Source organism: Streptomyces sp. NPDC057424, from assembly GCF_042803315.1.
Lineage (GTDB): Bacteria > Actinomycetota > Actinomycetes > Streptomycetales > Streptomycetaceae > Streptomyces.
On record NZ_JBHVCP010000054.1, the window covers coordinates 23,227 to 38,982 of the forward strand.

The window sequence follows — 15,756 nt, forward strand, 5'->3', positions numbered from 1 at the left end:
GGAAGTGCGAACTCGCTCCGTGGCTGCGCGGTGACGGGGGCCCGCGGTCCACCGCCCGGATATCGGCCGGTTGAGCGGCTGCCGGGTGGTTTGCGGCAGGTGCGTGCGTAGCCGGGGAGCTGGGGTGGTTCCTGTCGAGACGTGTCCGCCCACCTGCGATCTTCCCCAGGTTTCGGCGGGACCGGGACTGGGGGAGGGGGACGGGTGGCGTACGACGACGAGAGGTGAGAAGGCCGTATGTTCACGACCCGCCCCACCCTCCAGGGCACCTTCGGCATGGCCTCCTCCACCCACTGGCTCGCCTCGCAGTCGGCGATGGCCGTCCTGGAGAGCGGTGGCAACGCCTACGACGCGGCCGTGGCGGGGGCCTTCGTGCTGCACGTCGTGGAGCCGCACCTCAACGGCCCGGCCGGCGAGGTGCCGATCCTGCTCGCCCCGGCCGGCGGCGAGGTGCGGGTGCTGTGCGGGCAGGGCGTCGCACCGGCCGGGGCGACCGTCGCGCACTACCGGGGCCTCGGCCTGGACCTCGTCCCCGGCACCGGGCCGCTCGCCGCCGCCGTACCGGGCGCGTTCGACGCCTGGATGCTGCTGCTGCGCGACCACGGCACCCGGTCCCTGGACGACGTCCTGAAGTACGCCATCGGCTACGCCGAGCACGGCCACGCGCCCGTGGAGCGCGTCGGCGAGACCGTCGAGACCGTGCGCGAGCTGTTCGAGACGGAGTGGACCTCGTCGGCGGACGTCTACCTGCCCGGCGGCAAGGCGCCCCGCCCCGGTGAGCTCTTCGCCAACCCCGCACTCGCCGCCACCTGGAAGCGCCTGCTCGCCGAGACCGCCGGCGCGGGCGGCAGGGAGGCGCGGATCGAGGCCGCCCGGCAGGTGTGGCGCGGCGGGTTCATCGCCGACGCCCTCGTCCGCCAGGCCGGCCGCCCGACCAGGGACACCAGCGGCCGACGGCACACCGGCACCCTCACTGCCGCCGACCTCGCCGCCTGGTCCGCGACCTACGAGACGCCGGCGACGTACGACTGGAACGGCTGGACCGTGTGCAAGCCCGGCCCCTGGAGCCAGGGTCCCGTCCTCCTCCAGCAACTCGCCCTGCTCCCGCCCGAACTGCCCCCGTACGGTTCGGCCGACTACGTCCACCTCCTGGTCGAGAACTGCAAGCTCGCCATGGCCGACCGGGAGGCCTGGTACGGGGACGCCGCCGCCGTGCCGCTCGACGACCTGCTGTCCGACGCGTACAACACGGCCAGGCGTGCCCTCGTCGGCGAGCGGGCCGACCACGACCTGCGGCCCGGCAGCCCCGGCGGACGCACCCCCCGGCTGTGCGCGCACGCGCGCGTGGCGGCCGCCGCCCAGGAGGGCTTCGACGCCCTGGGCGTCGGCGAACCGACCGTCGCCAAGCCCCCGGTCTCTCCCGTGCCGGGTGAACCGGAGATCCTCGCCGACGGGACCACCCGCGGCGACACCTGCCACCTCGACGTCGTCGACCGCTGGGGCAACATGGTCTCGGCCACGCCCAGCGGCGGCTGGCTCCAGTCCAACCCCGTCGTACCCGAACTCGGCTTCCCGCTCGGCACCCGGCTCCAGATGACCTGGCTGGAGGAGGGCCTGCCCAATGCCCTCACCCCCGGCCGCCGCCCCCGCACCACCCTGACGCCCTCGATCGCCCTGCGCGACGGCGTGCCCGTCATGGCGTTCGGCACGCCCGGCGGGGACCAGCAGGACCAGTGGCAGCTGCACTTCTTCCTCGCGGTCGCGCTGCGCGCCCAGGTGCGCGGCGGCCTCGACCTCCAGGGCGCGATCGACGCCCCGAACTGGCACAACGACAGCTTCCCCGGCTCCTTCTACCCCCGTGGCATGCGCCCGGGCAGCGTGACTGTGGAGTCCCGCACCGACCCGGCCGTCATCGGGGAGCTGAGGCGGCGCGGCCACGACGTGACCGTGGGCGGCCCCTGGTCGGAGGGCAGGCTGTGCGCGGTCGCGCGGGACCCGGAGACGGGTGTGCTGTCGGCGGCGGCGAACCCGCGCGGCATGCAGGGGTACGCCGTCGGCCGCTGATCCGACGGGCCGCTGTTCACCGAACCGCCACCCGCAGTGCACCCGGCGGACGGGGATGGTCAGTGGCGCGTGTTGTCATGGAGGGGTGATAGACAGCAACGAAACCATCGAAGAGTTTCTCGTACAGCACGCCGCCGACGTCGAAGAGGCCATCCGCAAGGCGGCCGCCACCGAGATCCTGCCGCGCTGGCGCCAGCTCGCCGCGCACGAGATCGACCAGAAGAGCGGCCCGCACGACCTGGTGACCGACGCCGACCGCAAGGCCGAGCTGTACCTGACCGAGGCACTGGCCGCCCTGCTGCCCGGCTCGGTCGTGGTCGGCGAGGAGGCGGTCCATGCCAACCCGGCGTCCTACGAGGCGATACGCGGCGACACCCCCGTCTGGATCGTCGACCCGGTCGACGGAACACGTCAGTTCGTGCGCGGCGAGGCCGGGTTCTGCACCCTGGTCGCGCTGGCCCACCGTGGCGCCCTGCTCGCGTCCTGGACGTACGCACCCGCCCGCGACCGGCTCGCCACCGCCCTGCGGGGCAAGGGCGCCCACCTCGACGGGGAGCGGCTGTTCGCCGGAGTGCCGGAGCCCGGCCGGGACCTGCGCGTGGCCACCTCCCACCCCGACTACACCACGGACGCGGAGAAGCACGCGCTGCTCGGCCTGCGCGCCGACGGTGTTGCACCGCGCCCCTGCGGCTCGGCCGGACTGGAGTATCTCGCCGTCGCCCGGGGTGAGTTGGACGCGGTGGCGTTCTCCTGGGAAGCCGCCTGGGACCACGCGGCCGGTCTGCTCCTGGTCGAGGAGGCGGGCGGCGCCCACCTGACACTCGCGGGCGAGCCGTTCCGCGTCGTGGGCGGCAACGCCCTGCCCTTCACCGCCGCCCGCGACACGGCTACGGCCCGCAGGGTGGTGGGCCTGCTGTCGGGCGGCGCATGAGTGGCGAAACCACTGCGTGACGCACACAACTGATTACCCAGCGTGCGCTTGTGGGGGGTTTCAGCCGTCGCAAAGCGGCCTTCCGTACCAGAAATCACCAGCGGCCGGTGACTGACAGTCCCCGGGCATATCCTGATCCCCAGTGGCCGTCGGCTGACGAAGGGGTCCGAAGGTGCCGTCGATGCTCGATGCCGTCGTAGTGGGTGCGGGGCCCAATGGACTCACCGCGGCCGTGGAGCTGGCCCGCCGCGGTTTCTCCGTCGCCGTCTTCGAGGCCCGGAGCACCGTGGGCGGCGGAGCCCGCACCGAGGAGCTCACCCTCCCCGGCTTCCGGCACGACCCGTGCGCCGCGGCCCATCCGCTCGCCATCAACTCACCGGCGTTCCGAGCCCTGCCGCTCGAGCGGTACGGCCTGGAGTGGCTGCACGCCGAGCTGCCCATGGCGCACCCCTTCCCGGACGGCACGGCGGCCGTCCTGGCCCGGACGGTCGGCGAGACGGCCGCCTCCTTCGGCCCGCGCGACGCCGGCGCGTACCGCAGACTCATCGCGCCCTTCCTGACCAAGTGGGACACCCTCGCCCGGGACTTCATGTCGTTGCCGCTGACGGCGCTGCCCCGCGACCCGGTGACCCTCGCCCGCTTCGGCCTGGCCGGGCTGCCCCCGTCGACGCTGCTGATGCGCCGTTTCCGCGACGAACCGGCCAGGGCCCTGTTCTCCGGGCTCGTCGCCCACGTGATGGCGCCGCTCGGCGGCTTCGCCACGGGGGCCATCGGCCTGGTCTTCGCCCTGGCGGCGCACGCCCGGGGCTGGCCCGTCGCCCGCGGCGGCTCCCAGTCCCTCTCCGACGCCCTCGCCGCCTACCTGCGCGACCTCGGCGGCAGCGTCCACACCGACTACGAGGTCAAGCGCCTCGACGATCTGCCGCCGGCCAGGGCGTACGTCTTCGACACCTCACCCACGGCCCTGGCCCGCATCGCCGGCTTCGGCAACCACTACGGCGGCTACCGCTACGGACCGGGCGTCTTCAAGGTCGACTACGCGCTGGACGGCCCCGTGCCCTGGACCGCGAAGGAGGCCCGCGCCGCCGGCACGGTGCAGATCGGTGCGAGCAGCGCGGAGATCGGCGCGGCCCTGCGCGCGGTGTCCCGGGAGGGCCGGGCCCCCGACAAGCCGTTCCTGATCACGGTGCAGCCGAGCGTCGTCGACCCCAGCCGGGCCCCGGCGGGCAAGCACGTCTTCTGGGCCTACGGCCACGTCCCGCACGGCTGGACCGGCGACCTCACCGACAGCATCGAGCGCCAGCTGGAGCGGTTCGCCCCGGGCTTCCGCGACCGCGTTCTGGCCCGCGCCACGGCGGGCCCGCCCGAACTCGCCGCCCGCAACGCCAACTACGTCGGCGGGGACATCGCCTCCGGCGCGGTCTCCGGCCTCCAGCTCCTGCTGCGCCCCAAGCCCACCCTGTTCCCGTACCACACCCCCCACCCGGCCGTCTTCCTCTGCTCCTCGGCGACCCCGCCGGGCCCCGGCGTGCACGGCATGTCGGGGCACAACGCGGCGAAGGCCGTCTGGAAGCGACTGAGGCAGACATGACCGCCATCGAACTGGTCCGGGGCGACATCACCCGCGAGAGCGTCGACGCGATCGTCAACGCGGCCAACTCCTCACTGCTGGGCGGCGGAGGGGTCGACGGAGCGATCCACCGCCGCGGCGGCCCCGCGATCCTGGAGGACTGCCGCAGGCTCCGCGCGGCGCACCTCGGCAAGGGCCTGCCCACCGGCCGGGCGGTCGCCACCACCGCGGGCGACCTGGACGCCCGCTGGGTCATCCACACGGTCGGGCCGGTGTTCAGCGCGACCGAGGACCGCTCCGCCCTCCTCACCTCCTGCTACCGCGAGTCGCTCCGCGTCGCCGGTGAACTCGGCGCCCGTACCGTCGCGTTCCCCGCGATCTCCACCGGCGTCTATGGCTGGCCGGTGGACGACGGCGCCCGCATCGCGGTCGAGACCGTCCGGGCAGCGGACACGACGGTCGAGGAGGTCAGGTTCGTCCTCTTCGACGAGCGGGCGTACGAGGCGTTCGCCACGCAGGTCGGCTGACGCGCCGGCGGGGGTCTCAGACGGACTCAGGCTCGAAATGCCGCAGCAGCTCCCGGCCGGGCTGGACGACGCCGTAGCTGCTCTCCGGTACGGCGTTCCAGACACCGGGGAGGTCGCCCAGCGGCTCCGACACGACCAGCCGGGTCTCGTCGGAGACATGGTTCAAAAAACCCAGGTCGGGGTGGAGGGCCCGCACGTCCTCCACCCGGCTGCTGTAGTACAGCGACCGCGATTTTCCCGCGCTGGAGTACCGGAAGAACCACACCCGCTCCCCGTCGGTCACCGCGACGGTCATCTGGAGCGGCTGCGGCACCCCGTGCTCGCGGCCCAGACGCTCGATCAGCCCCGTCATCCGGGCCACCGCACCCGGCGGATCGCCGTCCAGCCCGAGGGTGAGCGCCACATGGAACATCACCTCGGAGTCCGTCGTGCCCTCCAGCGACGGGAACAGTCCCGGATCCACGGCCAGCATGAGATCCCGGCGCAGTTCGCGGAACCCGTCGACCGCCCCGTTGTGCATCCACATCCACCGCCCGTGGCGGAACGGATGGCAGTTCGTCTGCTGCACGGCCGAGCCGGTGGAGGCGCGCACATGGGCGAAGAACAGCGACGAGCGGACGTGGTCGGCGATCTCCCGCAGGTTGCGGTTGCTCCAGGCCGGGCCCGTGTCGCGGATGACGGCCGGGGTGCGCAGGTGCCACGCGTACCAGCCGACGCCGAAGCCGTCGCCATTGGTGGTCTCGACACCCATCCGCGCGTGCAGGCTCTGGTCGATCAGCGAGTGCTCCGGGCGGTAGAGGACGTCGTCGAGGAGCACGGGGGTGCCCGAGTAGGCGAGCCAGCGGCACATGGTCGGTACTCCCGTTCCGGGCCGCCTCGGCCGTGCCGAGCGGCCCGCTCTGGATGATGGTCGCCGATTGCGCCCCGCGTGCCGGGCGGCGGTGCGGGACCCCAGGAGACTCCGGCCCGAGCGGTGGCCGCATCGCCCGCCACGGGTGGTTGACGGAGGGAACGGCGAGGCCCCGGCCCGGACGTGCGCGGAAGAGTGAACGCTGAGATGCTGAGCGAGACGATCGCCAGGACCGACTGACTGACGGACGGCAGGCGGGGGTGAGCCCCATGGCCGCGACCGATGAGACTGCGGAGGCGGGGTCCGCGTGCGCCGACCCCACTGGCGATCCGCTGCTGCGCACCCGGTTCGCCCTGCCGACGAGGCCCGCCACGTTCGTACGCCGGCCGCGCCTGACCGGGCACCTCGACCAGGCTCTCGGGACGCCCCTGACGATGGTCAACGGTTCTGCCGGCGCGGGCAAGACGCTCCTGGTGGCCGACTGGGCCTCCGGCCTGCGGCACCCGGTCGCCTGGCTCACCGCCGAGAGCACCGATCAGGCCCCCGGCGTCTTCTGGGCGCACGTGCTGCAGGCTCTGCGGGTGGCCGGCGTGCCGGTGGCGAGCGAGGTCGGCAGCCCCGCGGAGGCGAGCCGCGTGGACCGGCGGACGCTCGCCCGCCTGGCCGCCGACCTCGAGGGCAGGGACGACTCCACGGTCGTCGTCCTCGACGAGTTCGACCGCGTGGTCTCCCGCGAGATCGCCGAGCAGTTGCAGTTCGTCCTGCACCACGCCGGGCGGGGCCTGCGTCTGATCCTGGTCACCCGCACGGAACCCCTGCTGCTGCTGCACCGCTACCGGGCGTCGGGCGAGATGACGGAGATCCGGGACGCAGAGCTGGCCTTCACCCCTGATGAGGCCCATGAGCTCCTGACACGGCACGGCCTGCACCTCACCGCAAGCGCCGTACAGGCCCTGGTGGAACGGACCCAGGGCTGGGCCGCGGGTCTCAGGCTCTGTGCGCTGGCGGCCCGGCAGGGCACGGACCCTCACGTGTACCTGAAGCAGTTCGAAGCAGATCACACCGCGGTGGCCGACTTCCTGCTGGCCGAGGTGCTCGACCGGCAGGCACCCGACACACAGGAGCTGCTGCTGCGCATCAGTGTGCTGGAGCGCTGCTGCCCCGACCTCGTCAACGTGCTGACGCAGCGTACGGACGCGGAGCCCATTCTGGCCGCGCTGCAGCGCGAGAACGCCTTTGTCCACTACCTCGGCCACTCGTGGTACAGCCTGCATCCCCTGTTCGCCGAGATCCTCCGCGCCCACCTGCGCGAGCGCTGTCCCGGCCTGGAGCCGGAACTGCGCAGCCGGGCGGCCCGGTGGCTGCGGCGTTCCGGAGCCCTGCCCGAAGCGCTCGCTCAGGGGGCGGCGGCGGACGACTGGGAGTTCACCACGCGGGCCGTGGTCGACGACCTCGCCCTCGGACAGCTCTTCACCGGCCTGCGCTCCCACGACCTGTCCGCGTTGTTCGAAAGGATGGGCCCCGACGTCAAGGGCCCGGCCCCGGACCTCGTCCGCGCGGCCCGCGAGCTGGCCGGACACGATGTCGAACACGGCCTGGCGCACCTGCACCGGGCGGAGGAGGAGCTGGCCCGGGACGACGCAGCGGACCCGGCGGCGGCCCGGCTCACCTGCGCCCTGCTGGAAGCCCTGGCGGCGCGGCTGACCGGAACCCCGGGCCGGGCGGAGCGCGCCGCAGAGCGGGCGCTGGTCCTCAGGGCGGACGTCCCCGGGTATCTGCTGGACGAGCACCCGGAGCTGAACGCCCTGCTGCTCACCCACCTGGGTTCCGCCCGTCTGTGGGCCGGGCGCTTCGAGGACGCCCGGACCGTCCTGTCGGCGGTCGCCGGACGCCCCGGCGGCGCGGCCATGGCGTCGCCCCGGTGGGAGGCCCTCGGTCACCTGGCGCTGATCGACTACCTGAACGGCTGGCTCGTCCGGGCGGAGCACAAGGCCCTGGCGGCGGCCGGCCAGGCACAGCGGTACAGCCTGCCCCAGGGGCCCGGGGCCGGCCTCGGCGCTCTGGTCCGTGCCGCCGTCCTCATCGACCGCGACGAACTCGACGAGGCGCAGGCGCTTCTCGACGAGGCCGCCTCCCCCCACCTGCTCGACGGGGACCCGGTCGAGGCAGCGGGCCGGGTGCTCACCCGGGGCCGACTGCTCCTCGCGCAGGGCGACGCCCGGGCCGCGCTGGCAGCGGCGGACGCGATCGTCCCGGCCGTCGTGAGCTCACCCTGGGCCGAGGACCACGCCGCCGCCCTCGCCTCAGCCGCCCACCTGGCCCAGGGGCATCCCGAGTCGGCCCACAAGGCCGTGGAGCGTGTGGCCGGCCGCCGGGCCGCCTGCACCGTGCAGGCCGCCCGGGCCCGGCTCGAGGCAGGCCACGCCGAGGAAGCGCTCGAGATGCTCGACCGCCTGCCGGAGACCGACCGGACCGGGCCGGCGGTGACCGTCCGGGCCACGCTGGTGCGCGCCCGGGCCGTCCACGAGCTCGGCGACCACAGTGCCGCTCACCGCCTGATCGGCCGGGCCCTCCTGGACGGGCGGCGCGAGCAGCTGCGACTGCCGTTCCGGGAAGCCGGCCCCTGGATCCGCCCGCTGCTGGGCACCGGCCGCCTGCGGGAGCTGGCGGGCGGCTGGCTCGCCCCCGGACCCGGGCACGGTCGCCCCGCACCCATGGCACAGCCGCAGGCGCCGGTGCTCGTCGTCGAGGAACTGAGCGCGCGCGAGTTCGACGTGCTGCGCAGGCTGGCCGAGATGAGGTCGACGGAGGAGATCGCGGCTGACCTCCACGTGTCTGTGAACACCGTGAAGACCCATCTCAAGAGCATCTACCGCAAGCTCGCGGTGAGCCGGCGCGGCGACGCGGTGCGCCGAGCCCGCGACATGCGGATCCTGTGACACGCGGCCCGGTCCGCCCGCGCCCGGGGAGGGCAGGCGCGGGGGCGGCTCCGGCCGCGGCGGTCCGGGCCGGTGCCTCCCGAGGCCTGCCGGCCGCCTCGGCGGCGGTGAACCCGCTGCGCGGTCTGCTGATCATCGCCGTCATGTTCGTCGTCACGCACTGACGCGGGCCCTGCGGGGCGTGGGCGGAGGTTCACCTGCGCCGGGTGAGGGCGTACGGGTCGCCGAGGCGGACCATCGCAAGGGAAGGGCGCGCCTCCCCCTCTCGGGCCGCCCGCGGGAGAGCAGCTCATGCACTACGAGATCCGCGTCGCCGGACAGATGTCGGAGACGCTGGCCAAGGCCTTCCCGGAACTGGACCACGTGGTGGTGTCCGGGCAGACGCTGCTGTACGGCCCGGTCGTGGACGAGGCCCACCTGTACGGGCTGCTGACCCGTTTCCAGTCGCTGGGGCTCAGGGTCGTGGAGATGCGCCAGTTGCCGGAGTGACCGGCTCACGAGGGCGCCGGCGCCGTCTGAATCCTGCCGGACCGGGCGGCGGCGCCCAGTGCGGCGAAGTCCCGCTCGTTCCGGTCGGCATAGGACTGCGCGAACGCGGTGAGCGCGAGATCGAAGCGGTTCCCGCCACCGAGATACGCGGCGATGGCTATGGGGTCGCCCGAGCGGGCATGGGCCCTCGCCAGGCTCGCTCCGCACAGCCCGGCGAACAGCCGCAGCAGGCCCGGGTCCATCGTGTCCGGCCGTGCGATGCCCTTCCAGTCGCGCAGCTGACGTACGTAGAAGTCCCGTTCGTGCCCGTCGAGGCCCACGGCGTGCGTCCAGCCGAGGAGGATGTCGCTGGTCGTCTGGATCAGCCGCTGGCCCGCCACCACGCGGCGGCCCTCGTTGTCGTAGCGGATGCCGTCGGTGTGGTCGGCGAGTACCGACGCCTGTGCCTCCTTGGCCTGCAGCAGCAGCGGATCGTCGTCGTCGCGGCCGAGCAGGAGCACGATCCAGCAGCGGGTGCCGACGCTTCCGACGCCCACCACCTTGCGGGCGATGTCCACCAAGCGGTAGTGGCGCAGCAGATGCCGGCGCTCGGACGACAGGGTCCGGACGTATCCCTCCAGGACCGTGCGCAGCTCCTTCTCCTGCCCGTGCGGCGCGGAGTCGTCCACCAGGTCTCGCAGCGGAGTGACCAGAGGCGGGTCAGACGCGATCCGCCGGCCTTCGTCCGTGACCCGGGTGAGCTTCTCGAAGGCCTGGAGGTGGGTGCGGGTCCTGGCCTTCGCCGTCGCCTCGGCGGTACGGCGCCGCGCGTCCTTGGTCATCGACGCGGCCATCAGTTCCCGCAGCCGGTCGGCGTCGTCCTGTGCATACCAGATGTCCAGGGTGCGCATGCCCGCGAACTCCCGCATCCGCTGCCGGTAGGCCCGTACGCACGTCTCCACCACCCCGTCCTGCTCCTCGGCCTTGAGGCCGTTGGCCCGGCCCGCGATGGCGAAGCTGGCCGCCAGCCGCTTGACGTCCCACTCGAAGGGCCCGGCCAGGGTCTCGTCGAAGTCGTTGATGTCGAACACCAGATGGCGTTCCGGCGAGGCCAGCAGCCGGAAGTTCAGCAGGTGGGCGTCGCCGCAGAGCTGCACCCGCAGACCGGTGTCCGTGACGGCCCCGAGGTCCGCCGCCATGATCGCCGCCGCGCCCCGGTAGAAGCGGAACGGTGACTCGAGCATGCGGGCGTAGCGGATCGGCACCAACTCCGGTATCCGGCTGGCCGACTGACGTTCCACCACCTCGACCGGGTCGAAGCGCTGCGGCCCCGCGTCGAAGAAGCCGTGGGACGAGCGGGGGACGTGCCGTCGCACGTTCCGGCCCTCGGCGGCCCGCTCGGCCGGCGACAGGAAGGCAGTGAGGGGGCCCGGTACGGTCATGGTTCAGTCCTTTGGCCGTGAGGTGAAGTCGTCCGAGGGATCCCGTTCCCGACGGCGCAGGCCCGCCTGCACGGCTCCGGCGAGAATCCGTGCGGCAACGCCCACCAGCAGCAGTCCGCCCGCCATCTGGACCATCGTGACGATGCGTCCGGTCTGGGAACGGGCGGTGATGTCCCCGTACCCGACCGTGGCGAAGGTCGTGAGCGTGAAGTACAGGGAGTCCGTCTTGGTCAGCGGTTCGCTGAACGAACCCGGGGTGGAGTACTCCAGCAGGAAATAGGTGCCCGCGAAGAGCAGGAGGAAGAGGACCAGCGTGGCGGCCAGGGCCTCGACGGCCTTCAGTCGCGGGTAGGGCGAATACGCGATGGCCCGCACCTCCCACGAGAAGACCAGGACGACCAGCAGCAGACCGCCGGCGAGCAGTGCCGAGCTGCCGGTCGTGCTGCGGCCGTCCAGAGGCAGCACGTAGTAGACGGTGACGAGGCTGGTCGCGATGAGCACCGCACGCACCAGGACGGCGGCCTTCGCGCGTAGCCGCGGACCGTGTCGCCGCCGACGCTGCTCCTGTTCTCGCTCCTGCTCCTGCCGGAGCCGGGCGGGCGTGGTCCGGGCAGCCGCTGGATCATTCATCTCGTCTCGTGGTCCTCTGCCGGCACATGGGGTCGCTACCACCTCACCGCGGAGGAGCGGCGAACGGATCACCCGCCGAGGGTGATCCGGCGGTGCGAGACGGTGGCCGGCTGGTACCGCCTGGCGCCGGCAGCCGTCACCGGCCGCGCGGGGGCGGCACGATCACCCGCTCCGGGTGAGGCAGCCCGGCCCGGGCCGCGGGCACGCTGAGAACGGCACGCAACGGCTGCCGGGCGCAGGCCCGGGACGGAGGAGCGACATGAGTGCGCAGACCTACCTGGCGTACGACTTTCCGCTGCTGAGCGCCTTCTGGGCGATGCTGTGGTTCTTCCTGTGGATCATGTGGTTCGTGCTGCTCTTCCGGATCGTCTTCGACGTCTTCCGTGACGACTCTCTGAGCGGCTGGGCCAAGACGGGCTGGCTGGTGTTCTGCATCGTCCTGCCCTTCCTCGGGGTGTTCGTCTACGTCATCGCCCGCGGCAAGAACATGGGGCGCAGGGAAGTCACACACGCCCGCGAGCAGCAGGAGGCCATGGACAGCTACATCCGGCAGACGGCCAGGGGCGGCGAGAGCCGGCCGAGCAGCGTCGACGAACTCGCCAGGCTGTCCGAGATCCGCGCCCGCGGTGACATCACGGACGAGGAGTTCCGCAAGGCGAAGCACCTGGTCCTGAGCGGCTCCGGCCCGTCGGCACCCTAGCCCCACGCCACCTCCACCTCCGGTCGCTGACCGCGCCGGACGCAAAGAAACGAGGCAGCAGATGACCGCCACACACCCTACGCGCGCTCACATGGCCAAACGCCAATGGGCCGCCGGACTGATGATCTTCGCGGCCGTCATGCTCATGATCTCCGGGATCCTGGGCGTCATGCGTGGCATCGCGGCGATCGCCGAGGACGACGTCTTCATCACGACGCGCAACTACGTCTTCGAGTTCGACCTCACCGGCTGGGGCTGGATCCACCTGATCCTGGGCGCGCTGGCCGTAGGCGTCAGCCTGGGGTTGTTCCAGGCGTCGCTGTGGGCGCGCGTCGCCGGCGTGGGCATCGCCGCACTCGTCATCATCGCCAACTTCCTCTCCCTGCCGCAGTACCCGGTCTGGTCGGTCGTGATGATCGCGATGTCGGCGTTCGTCATCTGGGCGCTGTGCACCGTGCGGAAGGAGGACACCTGAAAGCCGTTCGGCAGCCCGCCGGGAAAGCCATGAGCCTCACGTAGGGCAGAGCAGGCAACTCGCCGGAAGGGGCGGGTGTGCCGAGCGGGCTCAGGCCCGTGTGCGGACCAGCAGCAGTGCCACGTCGTCGTCCGGCTCGGGACTCAGCGCGCTGAGCAGACCGTCGCTCGCGCGCTGAAGGCTGGGCCCCGGGTTCTGGAGCAGGCGGGTCAGCGTGTCGAGGCCGGTGTCGATCGGCTCCGCGCGGTTCTCGACCAGCCCGTCCGTGTACAGGGCGAGCAGGGAGCCCGGGGGGAGTTCCACTTCCATCGTGCCGAACTCCACGCCGCCGACCCCGAGCGGCACACCCCCCGGCACGTCGAGGAGCCTCGCACCGCCGTCCGCCCCGGCGAGCACCGGCGGCAGGTGCCCGGCGCTGGACAGCTCGCAGGTGCCGCGCCCCAGGTCGCACACCGCGTACACGCAGGTGGCGATCGCGTCGCCGAGCGAGCCTGCGATGTCGTCGAGGTGCCGCAGCAGCTCGGCGGGCGGCAGATCCAGCCGGGCCAGTGCCCGCGTCGCCGTGCTCAGCTGTCCCATGATCGCCGCGGCCTGGACGCCCTTGCCCATGACGTCCCCGACGACCAGCCCGGTGCGCCCCGGGCCCAGCGGCAGGACGTCGTACCAGTCGCCGCCGACCTCGCTGAGGGCCGGGCGGTAGCGGGCGGCGATGTCCAGCCCCTCCCGTTCGGCGGGTGTGCTCGGCAGCAGACTCCGCTGCAGGGTCAGTGCGGTGCCGCGTTCGCGGCCGTAGAGGCGGGCGTTGTCTATGCAGATCGCGGCGCGGGCGGCGAGTTCGGAGGCGAGCACCTGGTCCCGGTCGTCGAAGGGGCGCTCGTTGACCGTGCGGTACAGCGAGAGCGTGCCGAGCACCTTGCCGCGGGCCATCAGCGGCAGCGCCAGATAGGTGTGGGCGCCCGCCTCGTGCAGGGCCTGCGCGGCCCGTGAGTCCCGGGCGAGACGCCGCATCATCTTGCCGTCCACGCGCTCGACCAGGACCGGGCGCGCGCTGCGGATGCACTGCGTGATGATCCGCGACGAACCGTAGGTGGCCAGCTCGCCCACCGGGTCGGCGGCGTGGATGGCGTCGGTGGGGTAGCCGGCCGCGACGGCCAGCGCCCGGAACTCGGCCGGGGCGCCGCCCGACACGGGAGCGATGGTGCCGCCGGCCACGACCGACTCCAGGACGTCCACGGCGGCCAGGTCCGCGAGATGCGGCACGACCACGTCGGCCAGCTCCCGGGCGGTCTGCTGGAGGTCCAGCGTGGTGCCGATCTTCACTCCCGCGTCGGCGATCACCGACAGGTGCTGGCGTGCCTGCGCGACCTCCGCCGCGGCCTGCTGGCGCTCGGTGACGTCCAGCACGGCCATCGCGAGCCCGAGCACCCGGCCGTCGGTGTCCTCGATGCGGTGGTACGACTCCGAGTAGGCGCGCTCCTGGACGTCCGCAGCCGTACGTCCGACGGTCTGCTGGTCGAGCAGAGGCCTGCCGGTCTGCAGGACGTGCCGCATCCGGGCCTCGATGGCCGCCACGTCCAGGTCGGGCAGCACGTCCCCGACCCGGCGGCCCAGCACGGCCTCCTCGGGCACGCCGTTGATCCGCTCCAGCGCCGGGTTGACCCCGACCCAGCGCAGGTCGTTGTCGAAGACGGCGATGCCGAGCGGGGTCTGGTTGACGAGGCTGTGCGAGAGGGCGAGGTCGCGCTCCACCTTCCGTACGGTCGTCGCGTCCGTGGCGAGTCCCAGCAGGTGGGGCCGTCCCTCGGGGTCGAGGAGGCGCATCGTACGGAACTCCACGGCGCGTTCCGTGCCGTCGCGATGCCGCAGCGGGAAGACACCGGCCCACCGGGCGCCCGTGCTGACCTGGGCGAACAGCTCCCTGCCCCGGGGCCGGTCGGCAGGGGAGACCAGGAGGGTGTCGGCGCGCTGGCGCAGGGCCTCCTCGGCGGTCCAGCCGAGCAGCTGCTCGATCTCGGGGCTCCACAGCGCGATGTGCCCGCCGGGGTCCAGGACCACCGCCGCGACCTTCAGCAGATCCAGCAGACCGCCGGGCGCGGCCGTGACGGCGTCGCGGTCCGAGGTCGCGTACGCGTTCATGTGAGCCGCTCCTTCCGGCGCGGCACAGGTACCGCCATGATCTGTTGCGCGGGCTGTCCGATGAGGTCACATTACGTTCGGAAGAGCGGCACTGTCGCGCCGAAATGACAAAAAGCCGCGGGTCGGCGCACGCGGCGGGAGGGAGCGGCATCGTGGGGGACTGGACACTGCGGGAGAGCCTGGTCACCGCGTCGGGGACCGTGCGCTGGGACCGGCTCGGCGACCCGGGCGGCGAGCCGGTCGTGCTGCTGCACGGGACGCCCTTCTCGTCGTACGTGTGGCACGAGATCGCACCCTCCCTCGCCGCGGTCGGGTACCGCGTGCACGTATGGGACATGGCGGGCTACGGCACCTCCGCCATGCGCCCCGGCCAGGACGTCTCACTGGGCGCCCAGGGCCGGATCTTCGCCGACCTTCTCGCGCACTGGGAACTGGAGGAGCCGGCGGTCGTCGCGCATGACTTCGGCGGCTGCGTGGCACTGCGTGCCCACCTGCTGCACGGGGCCCGCTACCGGCGCCTCGCGCTGGTCGACCCGGTGGCCCTGAAGCCCTGGGGCTCCCCCTTCTTCCGGCTGGTCGGGGAGCACAGCCGGGTCTTCGAGCAGCTCCCGGCAGCGCTGCACGAGGCGCTGGTGCGCGAGTACGTCTCCTCCGCGAGCCACCTCGGCCTGCGCCCCGCCACGCTCGACGCGCTGGTCGGGCCGTGGACGGGGGAGGAGGGCCGGGCGGCCTTCTACCGGCAGATCGCGCAGGCCGACCAGCGCTACACCGACGAGATCCAGCCGCTCTACCCGGCGATCGAGCTGCCCGTCACGGTGTGCTGGGGCACCGAGGACACCTGGATCCCGTTCGCCAAGGGGCAGGAACTCGCCGCCCTGATCCCGGGTGCGCGCCTGGTGCCCGTCCCGGGGGCCGGCCATCTCGTTCCGCTGGACGCGCCCGCCCGGCTGACCAGTGAGCTGCTCGCCTTTCTCACGGCCACGGCCTGAAGACCGCCTGACGCCGGATAACCATCAGGACCGCA

Annotated in this window: 14 protein-coding genes; 10 read left to right on the forward strand and 4 right to left on the reverse strand. The window is 72.9% G+C overall.

Annotation, left to right across the window (positions count from 1 at the left end):
- The first annotated feature begins 237 nt into the window (after positions 1 to 237).
- From ACFU3E_RS30960 to ACFU3E_RS30975, 4 genes are all read left to right on the forward strand, one after another.
- Positions 238 to 2,064: a gamma-glutamyltransferase family protein gene (locus ACFU3E_RS30960; protein WP_384165589.1), complete on the forward strand. Its 1,827-nt coding sequence runs from the start codon at positions 238 to 240 to the stop codon at positions 2,062 to 2,064.
- Positions 2,065 to 2,149: 85 nt separating this feature from the next.
- Positions 2,150 to 2,995 carry an inositol monophosphatase family protein gene (locus ACFU3E_RS30965; RefSeq protein WP_384165592.1) on the forward strand — a complete coding sequence of 282 codons (846 nt, stop codon included), beginning with the start codon at positions 2,150 to 2,152 and terminating at the stop codon, positions 2,993 to 2,995.
- A gap of 181 nt (positions 2,996 to 3,176) precedes the next feature.
- On the forward strand, positions 3,177 to 4,586 hold the full coding sequence (locus ACFU3E_RS30970) for a phytoene desaturase family protein (protein ID WP_384165595.1): 1,410 nt from the start codon (positions 3,177 to 3,179) through the stop codon (positions 4,584 to 4,586).
- On the forward strand, positions 4,583 to 5,092 hold the full coding sequence (locus ACFU3E_RS30975; RefSeq protein ID WP_384165598.1) for an O-acetyl-ADP-ribose deacetylase: 510 nt from the start codon (positions 4,583 to 4,585) through the stop codon (positions 5,090 to 5,092). The genes ACFU3E_RS30970 and ACFU3E_RS30975 overlap by 4 nt, the downstream gene beginning before the upstream one ends.
- Positions 5,093 to 5,108: 16 nt before the next feature.
- On the opposite strand, the gene ACFU3E_RS30980 is transcribed toward ACFU3E_RS30975, so the two are convergent.
- Entirely contained in the window at positions 5,109 to 5,942 is an 834-nt protein-coding gene (locus ACFU3E_RS30980) for a class II glutamine amidotransferase (RefSeq protein WP_384165601.1), read from the reverse strand.
- A gap of 269 nt (positions 5,943 to 6,211) precedes the next feature.
- On the opposite strand from ACFU3E_RS30980, the gene ACFU3E_RS30985 reads away from it, so the two are divergent.
- The 3 genes from ACFU3E_RS30985 to ACFU3E_RS30995 all read left to right on the forward strand — a co-directional run bounded on the left by ACFU3E_RS30985 (position 6,212) and on the right by ACFU3E_RS30995 (position 9,370).
- Complete coding sequence (locus tag ACFU3E_RS30985; protein WP_384165604.1) at positions 6,212 to 8,881, forward strand: LuxR C-terminal-related transcriptional regulator; 2,670 nt, start codon at positions 6,212 to 6,214, stop codon at positions 8,879 to 8,881.
- Entirely contained in the window at positions 8,878 to 9,045 is a 168-nt protein-coding gene (locus ACFU3E_RS30990) for a hypothetical protein (RefSeq protein ID WP_384165606.1), read from the forward strand. The genes ACFU3E_RS30985 and ACFU3E_RS30990 overlap by 4 nt, the downstream gene beginning before the upstream one ends.
- Positions 9,046 to 9,172: 127 nt before the next feature.
- The gene (locus ACFU3E_RS30995) at positions 9,173 to 9,370 is read left to right on the forward strand and encodes a hypothetical protein (protein WP_384165609.1); all 198 of its coding nucleotides are present in this window, start codon (positions 9,173 to 9,175) and stop codon (positions 9,368 to 9,370) included.
- A 5-nt stretch (positions 9,371 to 9,375) separates the two neighbouring features.
- Here the strand turns inward: ACFU3E_RS30995 and ACFU3E_RS31000 are convergent, their stop codons facing one another.
- The gene (locus ACFU3E_RS31000; RefSeq protein ID WP_384165612.1) at positions 9,376 to 10,791 is read right to left on the reverse strand and encodes a DUF2252 domain-containing protein; all 1,416 of its coding nucleotides are present in this window, start codon (positions 10,789 to 10,791) and stop codon (positions 9,376 to 9,378) included.
- Positions 10,792 to 10,794: 3 nt separating this feature from the next.
- A complete protein-coding gene (locus tag ACFU3E_RS31005) occupies positions 10,795 to 11,421 on the reverse strand; it encodes a potassium channel family protein (protein ID WP_384165615.1) in 627 nt (208 codons plus the stop codon).
- 259 nt (positions 11,422 to 11,680) lie between these two features.
- On the opposite strand from ACFU3E_RS31005, the gene ACFU3E_RS31010 reads away from it, so the two are divergent.
- Both ACFU3E_RS31010 and ACFU3E_RS31015 read left to right on the forward strand, forming a co-directional pair.
- Positions 11,681 to 12,121: an SHOCT domain-containing protein gene (locus ACFU3E_RS31010; RefSeq protein WP_384165618.1), complete on the forward strand. Its 441-nt coding sequence runs from the start codon at positions 11,681 to 11,683 to the stop codon at positions 12,119 to 12,121.
- A 61-nt stretch (positions 12,122 to 12,182) separates the two neighbouring features.
- Positions 12,183 to 12,596 (forward strand): hypothetical protein, encoded by a 414-nt coding sequence (locus ACFU3E_RS31015; RefSeq protein WP_384165621.1) that lies wholly within the window; start codon positions 12,183 to 12,185, stop codon positions 12,594 to 12,596.
- A 90-nt stretch (positions 12,597 to 12,686) separates the two neighbouring features.
- Here ACFU3E_RS31015 and ACFU3E_RS31020 read toward each other — a convergent pair whose 3' ends face one another.
- Complete coding sequence (locus ACFU3E_RS31020) at positions 12,687 to 14,732, reverse strand: SpoIIE family protein phosphatase (RefSeq protein WP_384165624.1); 2,046 nt, start codon at positions 14,730 to 14,732, stop codon at positions 12,687 to 12,689.
- Positions 14,733 to 14,884: 152 nt separating this feature from the next.
- On the opposite strand from ACFU3E_RS31020, the gene ACFU3E_RS31025 reads away from it, so the two are divergent.
- A complete protein-coding gene (locus ACFU3E_RS31025) occupies positions 14,885 to 15,721 on the forward strand; it encodes an alpha/beta fold hydrolase (protein ID WP_384165627.1) in 837 nt (278 codons plus the stop codon).
- Positions 15,722 to 15,756 lie beyond the last annotated feature (35 nt).